Origin of the sequence: Streptomyces sp. NPDC093111 (genome assembly GCF_040683955.1) — a bacterium.
Taxonomy (GTDB): domain Bacteria; phylum Actinomycetota; class Actinomycetes; order Streptomycetales; family Streptomycetaceae; genus Streptomyces.
The window spans coordinates 1-22,681 of the sequence record NZ_JBFBNW010000030.1; the positions used below are offsets into that span (position 1 = coordinate 1).

A 22,681-nucleotide genomic window follows, 5' to 3' on the forward strand; every position below is an offset into this window, starting at 1 on the left:
GCTACTGGCAGCGTCGCTACGGTATCGCGGAGACGGACTACATCTTCCTCAACAATCGGTACCTCGAAGGCAAGCCGCTCGCGTACATCCGCAGCGTCACATCGCACGAACTGGGCCACGCGCTCGGCCTGTGCCACAAGCCGGGCCGGTACGACTCGATCATGTGGGAAGAGCACAACGAGGTGAAGAACTCGCCGACGTCCGTCGACCAGGCCAACTACCGCAGGTTGTGGGGCTGATGAAGCGAACGGTCATCCTCGTCGCCGCTGGGCTGGCGGTCGCCGCTGCCTCGGTCTCCGGCGCCATTGCCGTCCTCCAGAACGGGCCCAGCACGATCGACGCGATGTGCGTCGAACAGGACGAGACCGACCGCGACAAGGCCGGCCTCGTCGACCACGTCACAGTCGTCACCGTGGACCAGAATCCCAAGGTGAAACAGGAAGACCCCTCATCCGCCGCCTACCTGACCTCCCGAGTCCACGTCGAGGAAACCCTCAAAGGGACCGTGCCGACAGCCGCGACCGTCGAACAGGCCGTCAACGTGACCCCCACCGGCGCCTACCAGGCGGCCGCGCCACACCAACAGCCGCTGCTCCCCGGCCACCGGTACGTGATCGGTGTCCAGGACTGGCCCGGGTACGACGGCCAGATCTGGTTCGCCACCAACGCCGACGGCCTCCAACTCCAAAGCCAGCGGGCCCGCTGGCAAGACGCCGTCGCCCACCAGAACCCACCGCGCACCCACGAAGACTGCAAGGACTCCGAGACGTCACCCTAGTGACGCGTGCGCCGTGCATCCGGCGCCGGGCTTTGGCCGAGACCGCTGCTCAGGACTCCCTCCACGAGGACCCTCAGTTTGGGCTCTGTGGCGTCGGGCAGTGAGAATGGGGCCGTCAGCCCGTACCGCACTCAAGGAGCCGTCCGTGAACCCCGATTCGTACAGGGCGCTGTACGGCAACGGTCGCCCGGCGGCGTCGCCGTGCCGCGGGCAGACGGGCGTCGCGATCTTGGCAGGGGTGGTGTGGGCGGTCGTACTGGTCCTGCTGGGCGTGCCGGCGGCGATGGTCGTCATCACCGCGTTCGTCCGAGCGGCCAAGGACGAGCCGGTCGGCGGCCTGCTGCTGTGGAGCACGCTGACCGGAATCGTCACCCTCGGCATCCCGGTCGCCCTGACCTTCCTCCCCTCCGTCCGGCGCATGTCGGTACCCGCGCGCTTCCTCCTCGCCGGCAGCGTCGCGCTCCCCCTCGCGTGCGGGACTTTGGTGTGGGTCGCTACCTGGGGCGGTTGAGGCGCCGAGCGGCAGTGGACAGGGATCGGGCGTCCCTGCGGCTCCTGCGGCGAGCTCGTCACGGCTGGGCGTGCAGACTCTGCGTACTGAGATGCAAGGTGTCGGCAGAAGGCGTACCGCAGTCGGCAGACCCGCCGGCGCTGACAGCGGTCGACGACGAGACGCATCGCTTTCCTTCCCGGCATCCGTGCAGCTCAAAGCCCTCACACCTACGTGTAACGGCTTCGACAACTGGCACGCCCAGCCGTAACGCCCGCCGGGGGCTCAGACAACTGGCCATGACCAGCGGGACGCGCGCCACCTTCACGGAGGTCGGACACCTGCGTCGACCCGGCCAGCGGCGCCAGCGACGCACATGCCGGGCCCGGCGCAACGGCAGCCCCGAAGCCCAACAGCGGTCGGACAGCGGAACGGCAGCCGCGGGCGCAGCGCAACGCCCGGCCGCGACAGGGTATGGCAGCGGTGGGCAGCGGCCACCCGGCCACCGCGAGCAGCAGCAGAACGACGAGCAGGCGCCGGGACGCGGCGGCGGACCGGCGGCACAGCAGCGGGGGCGAACGGGTAGGCGGACCCTGCCCGTTCGCCCGGCGGACCGGGGCGAGGCGGCCCGTCGCCCGGGCCGCCACCTCGACATCCACACGCCCGGACTCACAGGTAGGCCCCTCGCCCGTTCTGTGGTGAGCGCCATTCACTACAGGTCGGGCTGGGCCACCTTGGAGGAGGTCAGGGGCTGATGAGGGAGAACTGCTTGTTCTCCGGTTCGTCCCTGGAGTTGGTGGTGACGATCAGGAGCGTGTCGGCGCGGTTGGCGCACTCGCTGGTTGCTCCGGGGTGGACGTAGATCTGGCCGGGGTAGCCGCCGGTGGTCAGTGTTGCGATCGGGATGATCTCGTTGACGTTCAGGCCGACGGGGTCGAGCCTCACGCAGAAGCGCCCGGCGTAAGGGCTGGTCACCGAGCTGATGCCCTTGGAGCGCACGATGCTCGTGTCGGCGTTGATGATCGCTGCCGCCTGCGTGTGCCCGGCGTTCGCCCCTCCGGGCGCCGCGGCCACAGCCACGCCGCCCACAGTCGCCGCCACGCACAGTCCGGCGCTGGCCAAGGCGATGATTCGGGACCTCTTGCTCTGGAACATGCGGCTCTTCAACGACATGTCGGCTCCTTCCCACGATCGCCCCCGCCCCGAAGGGCAGCGGTTTGACTCACGGTAGGGAACCCCTCGTGCACGCCGCCGGTTCTGAGGGCCAAACCACCAGTTCAGAGGGCGTGGGAAGCTCTCCCGGCCAGCCCCTTGCTCCTCAATACGCCCCCAACTGGCAGGGCTACGTACTCGGTGGACAACACGCGCATGGTGGTGATGCAGCCCCGACGCTTGAAGGCGACGGCGATGACGACGGCGACCGGGCCGATCGGGGTGATCCGGCCGAGGCGGCGCCGAGGCGGGGGAGCACTGACGGCCGGCACCAAGGCGGTACCGGCCGGTGCCAGCAGAGTTGATGGACTGCCGATCAGCGGCTACTGGGTGCCTCTGGCGGGGAATGGGGCACCGCCGGCGCCAGCGCCGGCACGGCCGCCGTGCGGGGAGCTCGTTCCGGTCAGCAGAGCGAGTCGACCGAGCTCATCATGCCGTCGTGGGCGGGGTCCAGGCTGCCCTTGAACCACCCGGGCATGGGGCCCAGATAGCCGCTCTGGTTGGCGTTCTTGAAGATGTTGACGGTGACCGAGGTGCGGTTCCAGGCCGAGGTGGCGAGGTCGTTGAACCAGGTCGGCACGTTGTGCCGACCGCAGCCGGGCACGGTCCAGCGGTAGCCGACGCCGTCGAACTCGCTGAAGAAGCAGGTGCCACCGGCGCAGTCGTTGTACGCCTGGGCGCCGAAGTCGCCTCCTTCGTACTTGTACACGTTGTCGGTCCCCGGCACGAGGGTGACTGTGGTCTGCGGGGTGGGCGCGGCTTCGGCGGTTCCTGCGATGCCAAGGCCCAGGGCGGCCACGAGGGCGGTGGCGGTGGCAACACCGCGAAGGGTCACGTTCAACGGACTTCCTCTCCACAAGCTGGGTGCCCGGGCTGCGCCGGCCGTGGGCCGGGAGCGAGCGGACTCGCCCCCGAGCCCGGTGGCCGTTCGCCAACCGGGCGGGCAGAGTCCATCGTGTGGCCGGGGCGACCGGTCGGCTTGTGCGGGCGTGCACGGTAGCTAGTGGTTCCGCGCGCTCCCGTGGAGACGGGCCGCCTCGGCACGGAAGTCGCCCGGACTCATCCCGTACGCGGCTTTGAAGGCCCGGCTGAACTCGGCGGGCAGGAGCAGCCCCCAGCGGGCTGCGAGCGCGGCGATCGGGAGGTCGCGCAGCCGGGGGTCGGCGAGGTCGTCGTGGCATTTCTCCAGCCGCAGGCGCCGGATGGTCGCCGCGACCGTTGTGGGCTCGTGCCGGAACAGGGTGTGGAGGGTCCGGAGCGAGATGTGGTGGTGGGCCGCGATGGAAGCCGGCCGCAGGTCGGGGTCCGCGAGATGGGAGCTGATGAAGCCGACGATGCGGGCGCGGAGCTCCGCCGTGCGGGACTCAGGGGGCGCGAGTTCCTGCCTTCCGAGTACCTCGGCGGCGAAGCAGGTGGCGAGGGCGGCGGTGACGGTGCCCAGCCGGTGGGCCTCGGCCGGGCCGAGACGAGCGGCCTGCGTGACCAGGGTGTCCACATGCCGACTGAGCAGGACACCACTCACCGCGTCGTGTGGCAGCCGCCGGGCCAGGAGCCGGTCGGTCTGCGCCGTGGGCAGGGAGAGGGAACTCCTCGGGATGCGAAGGATGGTGATCTCGACCGTGGCGTCCCCGGTCCGTATGTCCGCCTCCAAAGGGTGCGAGGTGTCGAAGAGGACCATGTCGCCGGCGGGGATGAACCCGTCGTTGCGGAGCTGGGTGCACCCCACGGTTCCGCGCCGCACCCATCCCAGCTGATACATCTCGGGGTCGGCCTGCCGGATGTGCCGCGCGGTGCGGGCCGCACTCAACGGCGGGAACGTGAAGTGCGCTACCTGCACAACACCGAGCTGTAGCGCGGACACCTCCGAACGGAAGTCCTCGGTGTGCGGGGTGGAGAGCCTGATGGGAAAGATGTACTGCTGGACCTGGTCGGAGTACCAAGCGAAGCGGTCACTCGCCTGCACGGTGTTACTCGACAGCGCCACCAGCGGCCCACCGCCGCGACTCTGGTTGAGAGATGAGCCTGACAGCACTACAGGGCGATCGACGGACACCCGCACATCGTGGGGAACACACGTGAGCGCGGGACAGGACCTTTCCGGACAACACCGGAGGCCCGGGCCGTGGCGCGCCGCGTGGACATCAGCCAGCGGAAGCTCGGCGGACCGACGGCAGCGCTCGTCCTGCCCGGCTCGGGCGCGGGTCACCGCCACCCTCCGCTCCTCCGCAGCCCCGGGTGCCGAGTGGTATCGATGCAGGTCGCTGCCGCCCCCTGCGTATAGGCGCTGACGGTGAGGATCGCGAGCCAGCCATGTGGGCCCTTGGCCGGCGGGCGAGCCGGGGAGCGGCGAGTGCTCCGGTGAGACCGCCGAGGCTGATGGTCCCATGATCATGCCGAGGCCCGTCGCGCCCACCTTCCCGTTGGTCAGGAGGTGGTACGGCGTACGGCATGAGGGTGGCGGTCAGCCGGGTTACGGAACGATGGCCCGCTGGTACGCGCCGCGGCCCATCACGGCCGCCAACAGCCGGGTGTCCGGCGCGAACGTCCAGGCGGTCAACGTGTTGTCGCCCGCCTCACGCGCCGTCAGCACGGCGACGTCCTCTGTCAGGGCTCTGTCCGGCTGGTGGGCCGGCAAGGCCGTGGCCCTCCCGTACAACGGAGGGGCCACGGCCGGAGGGCTGGTCAGGGGGTGGTGAGGCCGAACCAGTACTCGAAGGTGTCGAGGAGTGCGTTGAGGGTGTTGAGGGGGCCGATGGTGCCGCTGGTGACGGTGAGGGAGCCGTCGGCGAGGAGTTCCTCGGGGGTGGCGGCGGCGATGGCGATCCGGTTGAGGCCGTCTCGGGTGATGTCGTAGACGGCGTCGGTGGTGGCGGGTTCGAGGGTGCCGGGGTACTGGACGAGGACGCCGTTGCGTACGCGCAGGGTGTAGGTGGTGGGGTCGTCCGGGATGCCGTCGGTGACGGTCAGGCCGATGGTGAGGGGCTGTTCGGCCGCGTTCGGTCCGTTGAGCCGGATGCCGAGGTAGTCGAAGAGCATGTCCAGCGGCATCGCGGCGAGGACCGGCGGGGTGATGATCTGCGGCGAGGGCAGGGTGACGGGGCTGTCGGCCGGCCGGACGCGCAGTTCGTTCGCGGCGGCCAGGTAGAAGTTGCGCCAGGGGCCGCTCTCGGCCTGGTAGCCGAGCTGTTCCAGGATGTCGGCCTGGAGGCCGCGGGCGCCGGTGTTCGTGGGGTCGGCGAAGACCACGTGGGTGAGGAGCTCGGCGGCGAACCGGTAGTCCTGCGCGGTCTTGGCGTCGTCGAAGACCGTCCGGGCGATGTCCACGACCTTGTCCGCGCCGCCGAAGGCGTCGACGTACCGGGCTCCGGCCTCCTCGGGCGGCAGGGTGTGCAGATGGGCGGCGTTGCCGTCGTACCAGCCGAGGTAGCGCTGGTAGACCGCCTTGGAGTCGTGGTTGACGGTGCCGTAGTAGCCCCGGTTGAACCACTGCCCGGCCAGCGACTGAGGTACGGCGCTGTCGAGATCCTCGCCGATCTCCGTCATCGTCCGGCCGTGGTTGGCCAGCCGGAGCGACTGGTCGTGCAGGTACCGGTACAGGTCGGCCTGCGAGGTGAGGAAGGAGCGGACCGTCTCCGGCGCGTCCTCGCTGTTCCAGCGAGGCCAGAAGTGCGAGGCGAACAGGGAGTCGGAGCGGTCGGCGTACCAGTCGGCGGACTGGATCAGGAACTCCGACCACGCCTTGGCGTCGCGGACCTGGGCGCCGCGCAGGCTGTAGAGGTTGTGGAGGGTGGGGGTGGCGTTCTCCGCCATGCACAGGGAGCGGATGTCGGGGAGGTAGAAGTTCAGCTCGGCCGGGGCCTCGGTGCCGGGGGTGAGCTGGAACTCGACGTTCACCGGCCCGAAGGCGTGGACGACGCCGGGGGCGGCGAGGTCCGAGGTGACCGTGAAGGTCGGGGCGAGCAGACCCGAGGTGCCCAGGGAGGTGGCCTTTCCCAGACCCGCGTCCACCTGCCCCTGCGCGGAACGCCCCAGCAGCGAGCCGTACATGAACTGGGCGCGGCGCTGCATGGCGTTGCCCGCGTAGACGTTCTCGCTGACGGCGTGTTCCAGGAAGCCGTCGGGGGCGATGATCTCGACGCCGTCGGGCAGGGCCCGGTCCTCCCACAGGCCGAGCACGCCGCCGTAGTGGTCGACGTGGGAGTGGGTGAAGATCACCGCGCGGATGACCCGGTCGTCGCCCCGCTGCTCCCGGTAGAGCGCGAGCGCGGCGGCGGCGGTCTCCTCGCTGATGAGGGGGTCGACGACGACGATCTCCCGGGAGGTGCCGGTGGGGTCCTCCAGGAAGGTGATGTTGGACAGGTCCATGCCCCGGACCTGGTAGACGGCGTTCTCGACGACCTCGAACAGGCCCACGTTCATGTTCAGCAGGGCGTTGCGCCACAGGCTCGGGTTGACGGTGTCCGGGGCCTGCCCGGTCAGGAACTGGAACGGCTCCAGGGACCAGGCGGGCACCGGGCCGCCGTCGGTCTTCTCGACGGTGAAGTCGGCCGGGAGCGCGGCGACCAGCCCCCGGGCGGCGAACGCGGCCTCCGCGTCCGTGCTCGGGTCGGGAACGACGACGGCCGCGTTCAGGTCCCTCGTCAGCGGGGTGGCGGGCTGGGTCTGGTCACGATCGGGGAGAGCCACGAGTGTTCTCTGCCTTTCGTCGGCTGGACTGAAGGACCGACACGACGCATCAGGACACGCCGAAGGGGCGCCCTCGGGACCGGCAGGGGACATTCCCGCCGCCCGGACACGATGCGTAGCGATCCGCATCCGCACAGTACGGCCGTGGAGATGTCGGTCCCCAGCCTCGTTCCGGACAACCCGTCCGCGAATCAAGCCGGGCGTCGTGCGGACCCGGTGCCCTCCCGCGCCCGCGCCCTCAGGAGTGAAGACGGTCCGTGCCCTGGCGGAACAACCCGAGCCGACCGGACGCCGCCGACGACAACGAGCGCCGGCCGAGCGGCCCGAGACCGCCGTACGCTCGCCGCCCACCGCGAGACCGCCCGCCCCGCCCCGCCAGGAGGACCCGGCCCTGGCAGCCACCGGGCGGGCCCGCTCGTCGTCGTCCGCAGGGGTGAATCGGGTCCGGGCTCGCGGCAGTACGGGGACAGAGGGCGTGGATGAGCGGCGGCCAGACGCCCCGGCATCGGCCCGGTTCAGGTCGCGCACGGGAACGGCCAGAATGCGAAGCGGAAGCGGAGGCCGGTCCGTGGCGTGACGGGCGCGAGACGATGGGCCTCGGGGTTCACCCCCGCTCGCGCGGAGAGGGCCGACGCGCCATTTCCAGGCCGCCGGAGCCGGCGGACACGACAGGAGCCGAGGACGCCACGCCGCCTGGCCGCCCGCAGCAGCGTGCTCGCCCGGTGGGAGACTGTCCTCGCCGCGGTGCCCCCGAACGCGTCGGCCATGTCCGGGCTGCGGCGTTCGACGCCGAGTCCGGCCGACTGGAGTCGTCCTCGACGCTCCCGCGTACGGCACGAAGACCCGCTGGATCGCACTGAGGCTCCTCACGGCTGCCAACGGCAAGGTGCCTGGCGCGAACGTCCGAGCGATCAACCTGCTGGCGCCCTCCGTCCTCCGTCCATCGTGCCCGCAGAGTCCGGCTTGCACGATGCATCTGACTGTCAAGGGTGCCCCCGGTGGTCCGGTCATTGCCTTGGGGAAGCGTTCGGTGTCGCTTGAATGCCGTCAGTTGGGTGGCGGAGACCGATCACATCTTCTCTCTCAGCGGTCTGGCGGGTTGACGAAACTATTGGTCTGCCGGAGCCCTCGGTGTACCCCTTCGAGCCAGCAACGCCCGCCAATCGGTGAAGGGTTCGATCAAAGCGGCGGACCGGATCCCTCCGGCAGATAATTTGCAGGGCAACGATCGTGACGCCACCAGCACGTCGGTGGGATTCAGCGGGTGCACGACCAATGGTGGGAACGGGTTCGAGGCCGCCGGCGTCGTGCTCTGGAAGGACGTCTTCGGCCCCGACCAGAGCGCAGGCTTCAAGACCAACTACTGCAATCGCGTCTACTGGGGCGACAAGTCTGCGGGAGACTACTACTTCGAGCTCGACGGCTTCACCAGCGGCAGCTACCTGTGGGTGAGCTCGGTGGGCATCACGTACTGAGTAGGCCGCCCGACTTCGGTGCTCCGCAGAAGGCCTGCGGAGCACCGCCCATGGAACTACGGAATAGCTGCTCGCCACGAGGCAGCGGAATGCGCGACATGTCTCTCATATTTCAAGGTCTCTCATTCCGGTATGGAAGGGGAACCCCCGTCTTCTCTGACTTCTCCCTGAATCTTGAGAGCCTGTCAACAGTGCTCTTAGGGCCGAACGGAGCGGGGAAGTCCACGTTGATGGCGCTGGCCGCTTCCCATCTGAGGCCATCCGCAGGTCGTGTGGCCTGGAGAAATGTAGAGGCGTCGCACCGGCGCGAGCGGGCACGGTATCGGCAGGCGGTTGCGTGGATTCCGCAGCAGATCACTCCGGTGCCCGGCCTCACGGTCCGGGAGCAGATCGCGTACGCGGGTTGGCTGAAGGGGCTCTCGAGGTCCGAGGCGTGGGAGGCGTCCGGTCAGGCAGTAGCGCGGGTCGGTCTACGAGAGCTGGCGAGCCGCAAGAGCCATGAGGTGTCCGGAGGGCAGCTGCGCCGCATGGGAATTGCCGGGGCGCTTACCCATCGGAGCGAGGTCATCCTGATGGATGAACCGACCGCCGGCCTCGACCCCACCCAGCGTGGCATGTTCCGGGACCTGGTCGCCGAGCTCAGCCGTTCCGTCCACGTCATCGTATCGACGCACCAGACCGAGGACCTCGCCGACCTGTACCAGGAAGTGGTCGTTCTTGACCGCGGAGCCGTGTGTTTCCAGGGCAGCACAGGCGACTTCCACGCCTTGGCCGGCCCGGCCCCTTCGCTCCGCGAGCGTGCCGAAGCCGCCTACACCAGGCTCGTCACCAGGGAGGCGTGACGATGCGTCTGCGTACCGTCGTACGGTCCTCCTCCGCCACCGCCCTATTGCCGTTGCTGGTCGGGTTCGTCCTGCTCGCCCTGGGCGACGACCTCACCGCCTGGGTCACACCCCACTACTGGACCTCGGCCACGGGCAGCGCCGCGTTCGCTCTTCCCTTCATCGCGGCGGCATGTGCGGGTTCGGCCGCATGGGAGGCGGCCCGACTCGCCAAGGGCCGCGTCTTTGAGCAGGCGCCCGTCCGAGGACCGCTGGCCATCACCGTCATGGTTCTCCTGCCCGTCCTCACCACCGGCCTCATCGCCCTCCTGGCAGCCCTGGCCATGGCAGCCATCGCCGCCGACGTGCCCTTCGGAATACCCCACCTGGGGATCCTTGCCGTCGCTGCAGCCGTACTCCTCGCCAACACCCTCGTCGGCAGTGTCATCGGGCGGATCATGCCCGGTGTTCTCGCGGCACCTCTGGCCCTCATCGGCAGCTTCTTCGCCAACGCCTACCCAGCCTCCTGGAACGTCTTCTGGCTACGGCACCTCGTCGGCGGAGGTCTCAACAGCTGCTGCTCCGTTGATACGTCTGTCGACGACAAAGCACTCCTCGGAACGGTCATCTTCACCAGCGGTGTATCCGTGGCGGCCTTGGTACTCGTCCGCCTCCGAGGCAGAGCCATACCGTTGGCCGCCGCAGCCACATGCGTCGCCGGCAGCTTGAGCCTGGCCTGGCTCTTCGTCCGCGATCTCGGCCCCGAACCGACCTCACCCCGCACGGTGAGCGCACTAGTCTGCGAAACCACCGGCCGGTATCGCATCTGTCTCTGGCCAGAGGTCGACAACCCCTCACGCGTCCGCCAGGACACCCGCACAGCGGCAGAGAACCTGGAGCGCGCCGGGATCCTCGTGCCTAGGACGCTCACCATGGCAGCACACCCTGAGCCCGGCGCGACCAAGCTAGGCATCACCCCGACCGCCCAGCCTGAGGACATCCCTGGCGGCATCGCATCAGGTCTCCTGCCACAACCACCTGCCTGCGCGCTTGAGGGCCGCCCCTACCCCGCCGGCGAGGCCACCGTCGCGATCGAAGGGTGGCTGCAGGTCAGCGCCGGCGCTCCAGAAGGCACCGTAGAAGCACGTCTCGACCCGCAGACTGCCCGCCTGCTGAAGCAACTACGCGAGGTGCCGCCCAAGCAACAGCTGGCCTGGTATGAGAACAACCGACAGGCCATGAGTGCCTGCGGACCGAAACCCCAGCTGAGCACCGCAGGGGGCCGTCCGTGATCTGGTGGTGCAAATCCCGCGCGCTGGCCCTCGTAGCAGCTGCCACCCTCGGTACGATCCTGGTGGGCCTCGGCATCGGCGAGATCGAGCTGCCCGTCCCCGTCCTGACCGGACAGTCCGGCCACTTTCTGCTCGCGCATCTGATGACGCTCATCCCAGCGGTGACACTTCTTTACGGCCTTGGCCGCGGCGACGAACGAAGCGCCAGCATGGCTGTACGCCAGATTCGTTCATGGGATGCGGCAATGGGCCTGGCCGCGGCCGGCACAGGAGCGCTTGTAGCAATCATCTGCCATCTCACGCTGAACTCGGACTTGGCCCTTGTCCTCGGCCGAAACCAGGCCGGATACATCGGCCTTGCTCTGCTTCTGTTCCCACTCCTGGGCCACCAGCTAGCCGCAGCCGCGCTCGCGGCACTCCCTCTCGTGCTCGCCGCAGCCGGCTGGCGACCGAACGGGACCCCAGAGATCTGGGCATGGCTCCTCCACGATGCGGGGTCAGCACCAGCGGTCCTTGTCACCGGGGGCCTCCTCGGGCTGGGCTCGCTCGTCTCAATGCTCTGGACGCATCCACCGTTCCGCATCGGTGCAGCATCCTGACCGACGAGGGTGCACTTCCCCGGTCCTGACGCGCACCCTCAGGACCGGCTGGTGGTTCACAGGCAACAAGGCCCCGGAGTCCGTCGCCGAACACAGCTTCCGGGTCGGGGTGATCGGCTCGGTGCTCGCCATGATGGAGGGCGCCGACCCGGCCCGGGTGGCGCCGCTGTCTCTGTTGTACGACTCCCAGGAGACCCGCGTCGGGGACATCCCGCACATCGGCAGCAAGTACATCAGGGCCGCTCCGAACGGCGAGGTGACCGTGGACCAGGTCGCCAACGGCCACTGGCGGTGCGCGCCGGGGTGCAGGGCGCGGTCGACGAGTACGAGGCCGGCGAGACGCCGGAGGCGATCGTCGCCCGGGACGCCGGCAGGCTGGAGTGTTCGCCTGCTTCCTCTACATCATCGACCGCCAGGAGAGCGCCTTGTACTGATGGTCAGGCCGTGGTCGAGGCCGAGGTGCGGGTCGCCAACGACGGGAACGAGACCGTGCCCACCGTCGGCGTCGCAGGCCGGGTGCACGCCAACCCCGATCCCACGTGGCTACGGGCACAGCTGGCCCGTTGAGCCCATGCCCGTTCAGGAGGTCCGGCCGCCGGTGGCCGCGCCCGGGTGGCGTGCGGGCGGGCGGAGCCTGCGCAGCAGGAGCGCGTTGAAGGTCACGATGATCGTGGACGCGCTCATCAGCAGCGCCGCCCACTCCGGACGGAGCTGGATGCCCAGACCGGGGTAGAGGACGCCGGCGGCGACCGGGATCGCGAGCAGGTTGTAGATCGCGGCCCAGAACAGGTTCTGCTTGATCTTGCGGCGGGTGGCGCGCGCGACGGTGACGGCGTACGCCACGTCGGCGGGGTCGTCGTGGACGAGGACCACGTCGGCGGTCTCCACGGCCACGTCGGTCCCCGCACCGATCGCGATGCCGACATCGGCCTGGGCGAGGGCGGGCGCGTCGTTCACGCCGTCGCCGACCATCGCCACCCGGGCCCCGCCGCTCTGGAGGGCGGTGATGTTCGCCGCCTTGTCCTCGGGCAGCACCTCCGCGATCACGGTGCCGATGCCGGTCGCCTGGGCGACGGCGTCGGCGGTGCCGCGCTGGTCGCCGGTGAGCATCACGGTCCTGAGCCCCTGCTCGCGGAGCCGGGCCACGGCCGCCGGGGCCGTGCCGCGTACCGGGTCGGCGACCGCGATCAGCCCGAGGGCCTTGCCGTCGGCCGCCACGTACACCGCCGTCTTCCCGGACGCGGCGAGCGCGGTCGCCGTCCCGGTGAGCGCCGAGGCGTCGACCCGCTCGCGCCGCATCAGGCGCAGGTTCCCGACGAGGACGGTGACGCCGTCGACGACGGCCGTGACGCCGTGGCCGGGCACCGAGTCGAAGCCGCCGGCCGGGGACGGGACCAGGCCGCGGGCCTCGGCCGCGCCCACGATCGCCTCGGCCAGCGGGTGCTGCGACCGCCGGTCCACCGCCGCGGCCGCCGCGAGGACCCGCTCGTCCGACGTGCCCGGCACGGAGACGACGTCGGTCACCGCGGGCTTCCCCGCGGTGAGCGTGCCGGTCTTGTCGAACACGACGGCCGAGATCCCCGCGGTGTCCTCCAGCGCCGTCGCGTTCTTGAACAGCACGCCGCCGCGGGCGCCCTGTCCGATCCCCACCGTGATCGCCGTGGGCGTCGCGAGGGCCAGGGCGTCCGGGCAGGCGATGACGATCGCGGACACGGCGGCCGTCACCGCGAACCCGATGCCGTGGTCGCGGCCGAAGACGCTCCACGCCACGAACGTCAGCAGCCCCGCCCCGAGCGCGACGAAGACGAGGTAGCGCCCTGCCGTGTCGGCCAGGCGCTGGGCGGGGGCCTTGGACGCCTGCGCGTTGCGGACCATCCGCACGATCCGCGCCAGCGCGGTGTCCGCCCCGACCGCCGTCGCCGTGAACGTGAACGCCCCGGTGGTGTTGAGGGAGCCGCCGACCACCCGGTCGCCCGCCGCCTTCGCCACCGGCACCGGCTCGCCGGTGATCATCGACTCGTCGACGTAACTGGTCCCCTCGCCGACCGTGCCGTCGACCGGGACCTTCTCACCCGGCCGCACCACGACCTCGTCGCCCACCACGACCCGGTCCAACGGCACCTCCGACTCCGTGCCGCCACGGCGTACGCGCGCGGTCGGCGGCGCCAGCGTCAGCAGCGCCTCCACGGCCCGGCCGGTCGCGAAGCGGGAGCGCATCTCCAGCCAGTGCCCGATCAGGCTCAGCGTCGTCAGCATCGCCGCGGCCTCGAAGTACACGTCCTCCTGCCCGGCGAGCGTCGCGAACAGCGAGTACAGGTACGCGACGAGGACGCCTACGGAGATCAGCGTCATCATCGTGACGTCGCCGTGGCGCAGCGAGCGCCCGGCCGACGACAGGAACGGCCAGCCGCCCCAGAACACCACCGGCGTGGCAAGGACCAGACCGAACCAGGCCATCGACAAGCCGAGCGGCCGGTCCACCGTCACGCCGAGGCTGTGCCCGATCGGCGAGAAGACGACGATGGGGATCGTGAGCAGCACGCACACGACGAACCTGCGGAGCATGTCGTCGACGGCGGCGGCGCCGTGCTGGGCGTGCTCGTCGTGGTCGCCATGACCGCTACGACCGCCACGACCGCCACGACCGCGATGACCGCCGGGCTCGTCGTGTTGCTCGTGTCCCTCGTGTTCCTCGTGTCGCTCGTGTACGGGCGCCGGCTCGCGCTCGTCCGCCGGGCCGACCGGCGGGTGCCCGGGCTGGCAGCAGGAGTCGGGGCAGGCGGTGCGGTCGCAGGCGTACCCGGCCTCGTCGAGCTCGCCGGCGAGCCGGTGCGCGCTCGTGACGGCGGGGTCGAAGGCGATGTGGGCGGTCGCGGTCGTCCGGTCGACGCTCGCCGACCGCACCCCCGGCCGCCCCGCGAGCCGCCGCTCCAGCCCCGCCAGCTCGCCGCCGCACCAGCACGTCCGCAACGCGATCTCGGCGACCCGGGCGTTCGGCACCTGTCTGTCCATGCTCGGTCCCTCCTCCGCTTCGCTCCAGTCCACTTCTCCCGGGCCCGCCCGACCCGTTCGCATCCGCCGAACGGGTGAGGCAGGCCGGGGACAGCTCAGCGTCGAGGAGGTGCGCGCCGAGTCGGCTGCGTGTCGCCGGGCGCGTTCCGGCACGCTTCACCGAACGGGTCCGTGTGCCGCCCGGAGCCTTCCGCGGCGGGGCGGAGGTCACGGTGGAGGAGATGCCGACGCACGTCGCGCGGCAGGTCGCCCGAACGGTCAGGATTCGAGAAGCCGGTGCCGGGGCGGGGCCCGTAGCGTGAGGCACCAGCACAGGAACACCACCCACGGAGCAGGGAGCACATCATGAAGGCGCACGTCAGCTCGATCCTCCTCGGAGTCCGGGACATGGAGCGGGCCAAGGAGTTCTACACCGAAGGACTCGGCTGGAAGATCGAGAACGACTACGGGATCTCCGTCTTCTTCGCCTCGGACGGCGCTTCGCCGGTCGGCTTCTACGACCGGGCCGGCCTGGCCGCGCAGGTGGGCACGGACCCGGAGGGAAGCGGCTTCAGCGGACTGGTGCTGACGTACGTCGTCCGCAGCGAGGCGCGGGTCGAAGAGGTCATGGCGGAGGCCGAGCGCGCCGGCGCCACGGTCCTCAAGCCCGCCGGGGCCCTGCCGTGGGGTGGGTACGGGGGCACCTTCGCCGACCCGGACGGCTACGTGTGGAGCCTCGGCTACAGCGCGCAGGGCGACGACCAGCCGTACGCCGAGTAGCCGCGAGCGCGATGAGGGCCAGGAGGAAACCCATGAAGTTCCGCACGCACGTGGAGCCGCCCGAGCCGATGCGCGGTCTGGAGGTGCCGCCCGAGGTGGTGGCGGCACTGGGCGGGGGAGCCCGGCCGCCGGTGACGATCACGCTCAACGGGCACACCTGGAAGAGCCGCGTCGCCCTCATGCGCGGGCGTCACCTGCTCGGCCTCAGCCTCGCCAACCGGGAGGCCGCGCAGGTCGAGACCGGCGAGGAGGTCGAGGTGGAGCTGGCGCTCGACACCGAGCCGCGCGTGGTCGTGGAGCCGGAGGACTTCGCCCGGGCCCTGGACGCCGACCCGGCGGTCCGCGCCGCGTACGACGGGCTCTCCTTCACCCGCAGGCGCGAGCAGGTGCGCGCGATCGAGAGCGCGAAGAAGCCCGAGACGCGGCAGCGCCGCATCGAGAAGGCGATCACGGAGCTGCGGGGCTGACCGCACCTCGGAGGCGGAGCCGCCTCCGCGCCTCCCGTCAGCGCAGCTCCTCGGCCAGGGCGACGATGATGCCCGAGGGGCCGCGGAGATAGCAGAGGCGGTAGACGTCCTCGTACCGCGCCACCTCGCCGAGCAGTTCCGCGCCGTGCGCGCGCAGGCGGGCGAGGGTGTCGTCGATGTCGTCGACGGCGAACATGATCCGGTGCAGGCCCAGGGTGTTCGGCGGCGGATTCCGGGATCCGTCGAAGCTCGCGGCCGGGGAGAGGTAGCGGGTGAGCTCCAGCCTCGCGTGGCCGTCGGGGGTCCGCAGCATCGCGATCTCGCTGCGCACGCCGTCGAGCCCGACGGTCCGATCCGCGAAGAGGCCCTCGATCCGGGCGGTGTCCTGGACCTCCAGGCCGAGTTCGGTGAAGAAGGCGACGGCGGCGTCCAGGTCCTCGACGACGATGGCGACGTTGTCCATGCGACGGAGCGTCATGACGGTTCTCCCTCTGCGGTACGAAGCGGTACGAAGCGGTACGGAGTGGTACGGAGCGGTACGGGGTGGTACGGGGTGGAGCGGTGCGGGCGGCTTCGAGGGGACCGGTATATCGAGTACGGGGACGGAGCGCCGCCCCGACACTCGGGCACGCCGCGTGGGCGTCGGCCCGTCAGGCGGGCCAGGTGCCGAGTGCGCGGGCCAGGCGGGCGGTCTGTTCCCGGGTGATGCCCTGGGCCAGGCGCGTGCCGCAGCGGGGGCTGTGGGGGTCGTCGCAGCACAGGAGGGCCGGGAACGGCTCCTCGCCGCCCGAGAGCGGGGACGCGCCAGGGAGCGACCACTCGACCGGATCCCAGAGGGGATGGTCTTCCAGGAGCGCCCGGGCCAGTCCGGGGGAGTCCTCGTCGGCGACGCCCGCGTCGACCAGCGCGTCCGCGACCAGGCCGAGCGCCTCGGGCGGCAGGTCGGTGCTGAGATGGGCCATGAACCAGCCAGGGAGCGCGGAGGGCCCCGCGATCGCGTCCTGCGGCCCGGTGCGGGACCTTTCTCCCGATGACCTCGTCTTGGGCGTACTTCGGAACGGCCTGGTCGGAGTCCGGCGTCGGTACGTGTCCACGGTCGGCCCCGTCCGAGGCCCCTCCACGAGCCGCTGCGGACCCCCGACGGGCCGATGGGGCGGTGCTGTTCAGGGCCCGTACGGTCACCCGGCGCGGGGGGAGGTCGGTGCGATGCGTCGCGACGGGGGTGACGGCGGTGCCAGGTGCGCTCCGTATGCCCACCGTCTCCGCGGGCACCCGCTGTCCGCCGGCCGCCGGGGGAAACACCGCGCGGTGGGGGGAAGGCGCGGGGGAGGAGGTGCGGTGTGGGGGGAGGGGGAGGCCGGTGGCCTCAGTTCTGGTGCTTCCCCGTGCGCAGGTGGAGCGAGCGCAGGGCGGCTTCGAGGGCGAAGCGGTGCTCCGGGTCGTGGAGCCGTCGGCCGAAGTGGTGGTCCAGGTTCCGCAGTCGGTAGCGGACCGTCTGGGCGTGCACGCCGAGTAGTTCGCCGACCTGCTCGGCCGGGGCCCGGGTGGAGATGTGGACCCGCAGGGTCTCGACCAGCCGGTCGCGCCGGGTGCCGGAGAGGGAGTCCAGCGGGGCGAGTTCACGGGCGGCGAGGTGGTCCACCAGCGCGGTGTCGGAGAGCAGCCATAACGTTGTCAGGTGCTCGTCGCAGTGGACCACGGGGGCGTCCGGCACCACGCCCTCGTCGATGAGCTGGAGCAGCCGGCGCGCCCAGCGCAGCGAGTGGGTGGCCTGCGCGGAGGGCAGGGTCGGCCCGATGACGGCGTGCACGCCGCCCAGCGCGGACTCCAGCATCGCCAGCCGCTCGCCGGAGAGGGGCCCGGGGACGAGCAGGTGCGGCTGGGGCAGGGTGGACTCGGCCAGCACGTCCCGGTCGAGTGCGGGCGGCAGCAGTTCGGCGGCCGGCGGGCGCAGGGCGACCAGGGTGCACTCGGTGGGCATCTCCCATCCGGCCTCCTGGCACAGCGCGGCGATGGCGCCCTGGGGCAGCGGCGCCCCGGTGACCAGCAGGTGGAGGAGCTGTCTTCGCAGCGCCGCCGTGTCGGAGACGCCTCGGGCCTGGACCGCCAGATAGCCCTCGCGGGAGAGCGCCTCCAGATCGTCGACGTAGGCGAAGAGCGCGTCGGCGAAGGCCAGGATCAGGGTGGGGGAGAGGTTGTAGGTGCGGCCGATGTACTTGGCCCGGCGCAGCGCGATGCGGGCACCGAGGCGGTACGCGCCCTGGAGGGAGTCGAGGTCTCGGCCCTCGTACGCCTCGACTCGGCCGAACTTGCGCAGCAGGTCGTCCCGGAGCGCCGACTTCACGGTGGGGTTGGCGACTCGTTCGACAAAGGCGGTCAGCGCCTGTTCGATGCCCTGGCGGATCGCGTCGACGTGGGGTCCGGCGAAGAGGTGGGCGTACACGGGGTAGGTCCGCTGGACCTCGACCCCGATCTCCTTGATGAGGCTCGGGATCTCCGGGCGCATCAGTTCGGCGAACTCGCGGGGGAGGGGGTCGAGTGGTTCGCCGAGGTTCGTGGGTGGTGCGATGGCGGTCATGAACCGATCCCTTGCTCTCTGGGTGACCGGTGCGGAATGAGCACGGCGCCCAACCTGGCGTGGTGGGCGCCGCCGAAACCGTCAGGTGTGTACCAACGGGGACTGCTGAAGTTAGATCAACTACTCGGTGCTGTACACAACTTGAGCAAGAGTTGTTGATTGGAGGGGGCACCGGTCCCGGGAGTAGGCCGGTTATCACCCCCGGGTGGCCGTTACTTGACGGCGGAGTGCCAGTTCCGGGACAGGTTCTTGCCCGCGTCGGGGGCGGCGAGACCGGGCGCGTAGAGGCCGGCGAGGTAGGTCTGGGTGTTGTTGAGGACGAGCTTGTTCTTGCCGGCGGCGGAGGGCAGCCCCGTCTTGAGGTTGACGGCCGCGTCGATCACGCCGAACCAGCCCAGGCCGCAGCCGCTCGCGCCGGGGACGGCGAAGCTGTCGTCGTACTGGGTGGAGCCGAGCAGGTTGAGGCGGCTCATCTCGCCGTCCGCGTTGGGGGTGCCGTCGCCGTTGAACTGCTCGAAGCCGAACTCGGGCGCGTTGGCGTTCTTCGGGCGCAGCAGGATCGGGTTGGCCTTCGACCCGATGTAGCAGTTGTCGCCCAGGAAGGGGTTCTGGAGGCGGATGCGGACCGGGACGGTCACGATCGGCTGGTCGGTCACGACGCCCGCGATCTGGTCGAAGCTCGTGGGGGCGCCGGCCGACTCCATGGTGGCCGTGATCTTGTTGAGCTTGGCGTCCGACAGCTGCCGGCAGATGTCGGTGATGAAGGGGATGTCGCTCGGACACATCAGCCCCAGTAGCCCGCCGGGCACCGTGGCCGAGTCCGCGATCAGCGAGCTGCCCGAGGTCCCCAGGACCGTGGTGGTGCCGTCGATGTTCTGGACGGCGCCGAACTGGAGGTTGGTCTTCCCGGTGGTCACCGTCGTGTTCCCCAGCTTGAGGGAGCCGCTGAGGGAGTACGAGACGACGCACTGCGGGGTGGCGTCGATGCCGTCCGCGGCGAGCATCGCCGGGGCGTCCACCGGGCACCGGTCGAGCGGCGCCCAGCTGCCGTTCAGCTGCGGACCGGCGGCGGTCGCCGTGCCCACGGCGGCGAAGGAGCCGAGGGCCGTGAGCGCGGAGACGGCGGCCAGCTTCGTGCGGGTGGAGACGAGGGGCATGGCGGAGCCTTCCTGGGATACGGGTGAAGGTCGGTGAAGGTCGGTGAGGAGCGAGGGGGACCGGGGCGAGGGTCAGCGCGCGGGCTTGGGGACCTGGTACGGCTGGCCGTCTTCGGTGCACTCGGGGTCGATCGGCGGGAACGGGTTGAGGATGTTGCAGGTCTGGCCCTGGATCTGCCGGACGTAGTTGCCGGATCCGGAGATGGAGGCGGTGAGCAGCCGGTCGAGGTTCTCGCCGCCGGTGCCGCACCCCTTGAAGGCCGGGATGGTGACCTCGCCGACGAGCGGTCCGCCGCCGGTGAGGAGGTAGCCCGTGGCGGGCTCGCCCCAGACGTACTGGCCCTTGCCCACCAGCACCATGTGGTCCCCGGGGTACGTCGCGGGGTCGGGCTCAGGGGAGGAGAGCGGCTTCTCCGTGCGGCAGGAGGAACCGACGTTCAGCCGCGTGCCGTTGACCCGGACGTCGAGGACGCGCAGCACCAGGGGGGCCCGGACGTACGTCTTGCTGATGTTGTACGGCAGGGCGAGCAGGGTGTCCGAGTAGAGCGTCAGGGGGCCCGTCTGCTCCAGCACCAGGGTGGCGGTGGTCGGGGCGAACCCGAAGGTCAGGAAGGTCGCCTTGAAGGGCGGGGTCTGCTTGCGCCCCTGGGTGGAGAAGTGCCCCACCGCCTTGTTGATCAGATGGGTCTCCGGCTCGTCCTCGGTTCCCCTGTCGATGATCTCCGGTTCGGCCTGTTCCATCAGGACGCAGGTCAGCGGGATGAGGGAGGCGCCCTCCAGCTTCCGGACGTTGGAATATCCGGTGATGTAGGCCGACAGCGACATGGGGGTCGGCTCCTTGGTGAGGCAGGACGGCGCGGCCGGCCGGGGCGCCGGGGTGCCCGGCGTGTCGTCGTCGGCCGCCGCCGGGCCCTGCCCCGCGCGCGGGTCCTTCGCGACCGGGCGTCCCGCGTCCTTCCCGGCGTCCCGGTCCGGGAGCCCCGGGGCGGGACGCGAGGGCGACGGGGTGCCCGGGGACGGCGGCGTCGTGCCCGGCTCCCCGGTGGGGGTGCCGGCGCCGACCGGGACCTCGGCCAGCACCGTACGGCCGTCCGGGTCCGGGGCGGGGGCGCAGGTCACGGAGAGCGAGGCGGGTTCGGTGGCCGTGCCCTCGGCCGTGCTCAGGGCGAGGTCCACGCCGAACGCGCCGGCCGTGAGCGAGAGTCCGCCCGCGGCGCCGGGCGTCAGGGACGGCACGTCCCCGGTCGTGGTGAGCGCGAGCGGCCCCTCGGCCGGGAGGGCGGCGGGCTGCCCGGTGCCGCTCCACGTCGCTTCGGTCCGCTGCTCGCCTTGGGCCACGCCGACCGTGAGCCGGGTCTCCGCCCGTACGGTGGCGGCCTTGAGCGCGGTCAGTTCGGCCACGGTGGTCTCGGGGAACTCCACCGTCGTGGTGACGTCGGCGGGCAGGATCTCCTCGCCGACCGCGACCCGCTCGGGGAAGGCGGCGGTGATCCGCACGGTCACGGCCCGCTGCCCCGAGGGCAGGGCGCAGACGTAGGGCAGCGCGGCGTCGACCTTCAGCGTCCCGGCGGCGACGGCCGAGGCCGGAAGCAGCGGGGCGAGCGCCACGAACGCGGCGATCGCCGCACCGCGCACGCGGGTGCGGGTCCGGGTGGGGCGAGGGGTGGGCCGTGGGCCGTTCATCTGGTGCTCCGCTCGGGGTCGTTCGCTGACGCGGGGTGGTGCCGGGCCGGTGGGCCGGGGGGTCAGGGGGCGGTGCCGACGATCGTCGCGATGCCTCCGCCGCCTACGAGCTTGAGCTGGTACGCGGCCTTGACGATCACGCTGGTGCCGATCGGGAAGACGGTGCCGTCGCTGGTCTGGGTGATCAGCAGCTGGCCCGCGGTGCCGTCGATGACCAGCCGGCCCGTCGCGTTGGTGTACGAGGCGGGCGCCTTGCCCCGGGCCCGGATGGAGAGGGAGCCGCCGGAGACCGTCAGGTCCATCGCGTCGACGTAGCCCTTGGTGACGCCGGTCGCGGCGGTGTGGTCCTGCGCCGTGAAGGTCCACGGGGTGGTGGCCGTGACGCTGACGGGGCCCAGCACGCCGGTGCAGGGCGTCGAGGCGGTGCCGAAGGTGAAGCTGCCGAAGGTGCCGACCTGCGCGGGGTTGCCCGTGGCGCTGTGGAGGGCGGCGGTGAAGCCGGACTTGGCGCAGTTCAGGACGTCGCCGTTGACGTTGACGGTGGCGTTCGCGCTGTTCGTCCCGGTGACGAGGGCGGGCGACGGGGTGACGGTCCAGACCGTCGACGGCACCGCCGAGGCCGGAGTGACGGTCAGGACGAGCGCGGCCATGGCGGCGAGGGCGGCGAGCGCGGACCTTCTTCCGGTCGGCTTCTTCATGGCGCGGGGCCTCCAGGGGGCGGGGCGGTCGGGAACGTCGGGAACATCGGGAACGTCGAGAACGTCGAGAACGCGGACAGACCCGCGCCCGCCCGGCCGGGGTCACCGGCCGGGCGGACGCGGGGTCCTGGGTCCTTACGGGTTCGAGCCGACGATGGTCGGGATGCCGGCGCTCGTCTTGAAGAGGTACGTGCCCTTGAAGGTGGGCTTGGCGCCGACCGGGACGGCCGAGCCGCAGCCGGACGAGGAGACGACGGTGAGGTCGCCCGCGAGGCTGTTCACGGCGAGCGCGCCCGTGGAGTTGGTGTAGGTGCTGGTCGCCTTGCCCGTCACGCGGAAGTTGCAGGCTCCGACGGAGACGTTGGCGTCGACGTTGCCGACGTAGCCCTTGGTGACCCCGGTCGCGGCGGTGTAGTCCTGCGCCACGATCGTCCAGGGGGTGACCGGGACGGCGGTGACGGGGCCGAGGACGCTGGTGCAGGGCGCGCCGGTGGCGCCGAAGGCCATGGAGGTGATGCTGCCGACGGTGGCCGGGTTGCCGGTGGTGCTCGCACCCGTGCCCGCGCCGTTCGACTTCGTACACGTCATGGCGATGCCGTTGACCGTGAGGACGACGTTGCCGCTGTTGGCGGCGGTGATGCTGGCCGGGTTGGGGCTGACGGTCCAGACCGTCGAGGGCACCGCCGAGGCCGGCGAGACCGCGAGGGCGAAGGCGGCGGAGGCGCCACCGGCGACCACGGCGAGGTTTCTGATCGACTTCTTCATGACTCTGGGACTCTCCTTGGAGACGGACCGGCAGAGGGTTGGCCGCGACGGGGACGAGCGGCCGGCGGCTCGACGTTTCCCTGGCCGCGCAACCAGACGTTACTTGCGGGAAACTTGGCTGAACAATGGCGCCGACCATGATTCTTTGAAGAGGTCCATTGCCTGTCAGGCGGGTGAGTGGCCAGCGCAATCGTCTTGGTTCCCGGGTG

Annotated in this window: 21 protein-coding genes and 2 pseudogenes; 11 read left to right on the forward strand and 12 right to left on the reverse strand. The window is 71.0% G+C overall.

What is annotated here, in order from left to right; genetic code table 11:
- The 3 genes and pseudogenes from AB0Q96_RS35660 to AB0Q96_RS35670 all read left to right on the forward strand — a co-directional run.
- Positions 1 to 239: pseudogene (locus tag AB0Q96_RS35660) on the forward strand (hypothetical protein); the annotation flags it as partial.
- Entirely contained in the window at positions 239 to 778 is a 540-nt protein-coding gene (locus tag AB0Q96_RS35665; protein ID WP_365332897.1) for a hypothetical protein, read from the forward strand. The pseudogene AB0Q96_RS35660 and the gene AB0Q96_RS35665, both read left to right, overlap by 1 nt.
- 145 nt (positions 779 to 923) lie before the next feature.
- Entirely contained in the window at positions 924 to 1,289 is a 366-nt protein-coding gene (locus AB0Q96_RS35670) for a hypothetical protein (RefSeq protein WP_365332899.1), read from the forward strand.
- A gap of 723 nt (positions 1,290 to 2,012) precedes the next feature.
- Here the strand turns inward: AB0Q96_RS35670 and AB0Q96_RS35675 are convergent.
- The 4 genes from AB0Q96_RS35675 to AB0Q96_RS35690 form a co-directional block, all read right to left on the reverse strand.
- Positions 2,013 to 2,441, reverse strand: a complete 429-nt coding sequence (locus AB0Q96_RS35675) for a hypothetical protein (protein WP_365332900.1) — start codon at positions 2,439 to 2,441, stop codon at positions 2,013 to 2,015.
- A gap of 442 nt (positions 2,442 to 2,883) precedes the next feature.
- Positions 2,884 to 3,315 carry a peptidase inhibitor family I36 protein gene (locus tag AB0Q96_RS35680; protein ID WP_365333015.1) on the reverse strand — a complete coding sequence of 144 codons (432 nt, stop codon included), beginning with the start codon at positions 3,313 to 3,315 and terminating at the stop codon, positions 2,884 to 2,886.
- Between the two features lie 165 nt (positions 3,316 to 3,480).
- Positions 3,481 to 4,443, reverse strand: a complete 963-nt coding sequence (locus tag AB0Q96_RS35685; protein WP_365332902.1) for a helix-turn-helix domain-containing protein — start codon at positions 4,441 to 4,443, stop codon at positions 3,481 to 3,483.
- 719 nt (positions 4,444 to 5,162) lie between these two features.
- Entirely contained in the window at positions 5,163 to 7,166 is a 2,004-nt protein-coding gene (locus AB0Q96_RS35690) for an alkyl sulfatase dimerization domain-containing protein (protein WP_365332904.1), read from the reverse strand.
- 1,250 nt (positions 7,167 to 8,416) lie between these two features.
- Between AB0Q96_RS35690 and AB0Q96_RS35695 the strand changes: the two genes are divergently transcribed.
- The 6 genes and pseudogenes from AB0Q96_RS35695 (at position 8,417) to AB0Q96_RS35720 (ending at position 11,920) form a co-directional block, all read left to right on the forward strand.
- Positions 8,417 to 8,641 (forward strand): hypothetical protein, encoded by a 225-nt coding sequence (locus tag AB0Q96_RS35695; protein ID WP_365332906.1) that lies wholly within the window; start codon positions 8,417 to 8,419, stop codon positions 8,639 to 8,641.
- A gap of 98 nt (positions 8,642 to 8,739) precedes the next feature.
- A complete protein-coding gene (locus tag AB0Q96_RS35700; RefSeq protein ID WP_365333017.1) occupies positions 8,740 to 9,483 on the forward strand; it encodes an ATP-binding cassette domain-containing protein in 744 nt (247 codons plus the stop codon).
- On the forward strand, positions 9,480 to 10,754 hold the full coding sequence (locus AB0Q96_RS35705; protein WP_365332907.1) for a hypothetical protein: 1,275 nt from the start codon (positions 9,480 to 9,482) through the stop codon (positions 10,752 to 10,754). The genes AB0Q96_RS35700 and AB0Q96_RS35705 overlap by 4 nt, the downstream gene beginning before the upstream one ends.
- 62 nt (positions 10,755 to 10,816) lie before the next feature.
- Positions 10,817 to 11,353, forward strand: a complete 537-nt coding sequence (locus AB0Q96_RS35710; protein WP_365332908.1) for a hypothetical protein — start codon at positions 10,817 to 10,819, stop codon at positions 11,351 to 11,353.
- Positions 11,244 to 11,510 (forward strand): annotated as a pseudogene (locus tag AB0Q96_RS35715) (HD domain-containing protein); the annotation flags it as partial. The gene AB0Q96_RS35710 and the pseudogene AB0Q96_RS35715, both read left to right, overlap by 110 nt.
- A gap of 287 nt (positions 11,511 to 11,797) precedes the next feature.
- Positions 11,798 to 11,920, forward strand: a complete 123-nt coding sequence (locus tag AB0Q96_RS35720) for a hypothetical protein (RefSeq protein ID WP_365333021.1) — start codon at positions 11,798 to 11,800, stop codon at positions 11,918 to 11,920.
- A gap of 12 nt (positions 11,921 to 11,932) precedes the next feature.
- Here AB0Q96_RS35720 and AB0Q96_RS35725 read toward each other — a convergent pair whose 3' ends face one another.
- The gene (locus tag AB0Q96_RS35725) at positions 11,933 to 14,365 is read right to left on the reverse strand and encodes a heavy metal translocating P-type ATPase (protein ID WP_365332909.1); all 2,433 of its coding nucleotides are present in this window, start codon (positions 14,363 to 14,365) and stop codon (positions 11,933 to 11,935) included.
- Positions 14,366 to 14,710: 345 nt separating this feature from the next.
- Here AB0Q96_RS35725 and AB0Q96_RS35730 point away from each other — a divergent pair, with 345 nt between their 5' ends.
- Together AB0Q96_RS35730 and AB0Q96_RS35735 are read left to right on the forward strand one after the other, a co-directional pair.
- Positions 14,711 to 15,124 carry a VOC family protein gene (locus AB0Q96_RS35730; RefSeq protein WP_365332911.1) on the forward strand — a complete coding sequence of 138 codons (414 nt, stop codon included), beginning with the start codon at positions 14,711 to 14,713 and terminating at the stop codon, positions 15,122 to 15,124.
- Between the two features lie 32 nt (positions 15,125 to 15,156).
- On the forward strand, positions 15,157 to 15,591 hold the full coding sequence (locus AB0Q96_RS35735) for a YdeI/OmpD-associated family protein (RefSeq protein WP_365332912.1): 435 nt from the start codon (positions 15,157 to 15,159) through the stop codon (positions 15,589 to 15,591).
- Between the two features lie 37 nt (positions 15,592 to 15,628).
- Here AB0Q96_RS35735 and AB0Q96_RS35740 read toward each other — a convergent pair whose 3' ends face one another.
- From AB0Q96_RS35740 to AB0Q96_RS35770, 7 genes are all read right to left on the reverse strand, one after another.
- Entirely contained in the window at positions 15,629 to 16,069 is a 441-nt protein-coding gene (locus AB0Q96_RS35740; protein ID WP_365332913.1) for a VOC family protein, read from the reverse strand.
- A 172-nt stretch (positions 16,070 to 16,241) separates the two neighbouring features.
- Complete coding sequence (locus AB0Q96_RS35745) at positions 16,242 to 16,553, reverse strand: hypothetical protein (RefSeq protein WP_365332915.1); 312 nt, start codon at positions 16,551 to 16,553, stop codon at positions 16,242 to 16,244.
- Between the two features lie 404 nt (positions 16,554 to 16,957).
- Positions 16,958 to 18,169: a helix-turn-helix domain-containing protein gene (locus AB0Q96_RS35750; RefSeq protein ID WP_365332916.1), complete on the reverse strand. Its 1,212-nt coding sequence runs from the start codon at positions 18,167 to 18,169 to the stop codon at positions 16,958 to 16,960.
- A 212-nt stretch (positions 18,170 to 18,381) separates the two neighbouring features.
- Complete coding sequence (locus AB0Q96_RS35755; protein ID WP_365332918.1) at positions 18,382 to 19,326, reverse strand: hypothetical protein; 945 nt, start codon at positions 19,324 to 19,326, stop codon at positions 18,382 to 18,384.
- Positions 19,327 to 19,398: 72 nt separating this feature from the next.
- The gene (locus AB0Q96_RS35760) at positions 19,399 to 21,009 is read right to left on the reverse strand and encodes a DUF6801 domain-containing protein (RefSeq protein WP_365332920.1); all 1,611 of its coding nucleotides are present in this window, start codon (positions 21,007 to 21,009) and stop codon (positions 19,399 to 19,401) included.
- Between the two features lie 62 nt (positions 21,010 to 21,071).
- Complete coding sequence (locus tag AB0Q96_RS35765; RefSeq protein ID WP_365332922.1) at positions 21,072 to 21,707, reverse strand: hypothetical protein; 636 nt, start codon at positions 21,705 to 21,707, stop codon at positions 21,072 to 21,074.
- A gap of 135 nt (positions 21,708 to 21,842) precedes the next feature.
- A complete protein-coding gene (locus AB0Q96_RS35770) occupies positions 21,843 to 22,472 on the reverse strand; it encodes a hypothetical protein (RefSeq protein WP_365332924.1) in 630 nt (209 codons plus the stop codon).
- Between the last annotated feature and the right edge of the window lie 209 nt (positions 22,473 to 22,681).